This is a genomic window from Acidovorax facilis (genome assembly GCF_023913775.1).
Classification (GTDB): domain Bacteria; phylum Pseudomonadota; class Gammaproteobacteria; order Burkholderiales; family Burkholderiaceae_C; genus Acidovorax; species Acidovorax facilis.
Window position 1 is genome coordinate 1 of sequence record NZ_JAMXAX010000306.1, and the last position, 1,005, is coordinate 1,005.

1 pseudogene is annotated in these 1,005 nt (G+C 58.4%); it reads right to left on the reverse strand.

Annotated elements, in window-relative coordinates:
* Positions 1–508: 508 nt before the first annotated feature.
* Positions 509–1,005: pseudogene (locus NFX52_RS30325) on the reverse strand (hypothetical protein); the annotation flags it as partial.

The following is a 1,005-nucleotide window of genomic DNA, read 5'->3' on the forward strand; positions in this document are numbered from 1 at the left end:
CGTCGGCGCCGACGACCTTCGCCGCTTTGTTCAGGAGTAGTGTTCACGTGTCCACCTAGAGTTGAGGTGGACACGAGGCTCCTACGAGTACGCCATTGTTTCAAGATGCCATGGCTGGCCGCTTACGCTGAAAGCACTGTCCTGCTGGCTTCGAGTTCCATTGGGCGGTGTGCCCAATGCCGTAGAAAGAATCGAGGCTGCCTGCGGGCCGTTTCTCGCGTCCAACATTCGAAACGGAGATTGCTGGACGCAATTCTTGCGTCCGGGCTTTGTCGTTCTGTTGCTATCGAGGAAAGCAGTTGGGCAGCGACATGAACGACTCAATTTGACTGTGGGCTACCACCGAAACGGACCAATGGCCTAGATGGCGTGGTTCAGCTGTCGAGCGTCTGCTTTGGCGACGAGCGTTAGGCGGTTTTGGGCCCGTAGCGGTCCTAGCCAAACGCGAACTCGATGCCCGAAAGCTGGCGCTCAAAGTTTGCTCGGGTCCGCTTGAGTGAGGGGAGTGTCAACGGAGATGCTCGCCAACTCGACGTAGCCAAGTGCGTACTTGATCGGTGGGGTCCGAGGCTGTGAGCCGATCTGCGGTCATGCGGTCCGCAGCACCACGATTCAGACGACGCTTTGCCTTGCTGATCTTCTTTTCGCGTTTGTCCTCATCGATTACAGCCCACGGGTTTGGAGGCAGCGACGCAGCATGGACGAGCTCTGCCACCAGCGCTGGAACATCGTCGAAGGGCTGAATCTCCAGCGGAGCGACTTCGAACTCCTCGCGGATCGCGTCGCAGTGAATAAGGTTCTCCATCTCACGACACGAGGTGGTGAAGGCGATTGCTCCGGCACCACGAGCGTTCACACGATCGGCCGACGCTTGGTACTGACCTTGCCCCTGTTTCGTGTAGTTCTTAACCCACGATTCACGCGGCCTTTTTGCGCTGTGCCTCGTACCAGCGTTGTTCGTACTGCATCGGGCTGAGGTAGCCCAGCGAGGAATGCAGCCTGCGG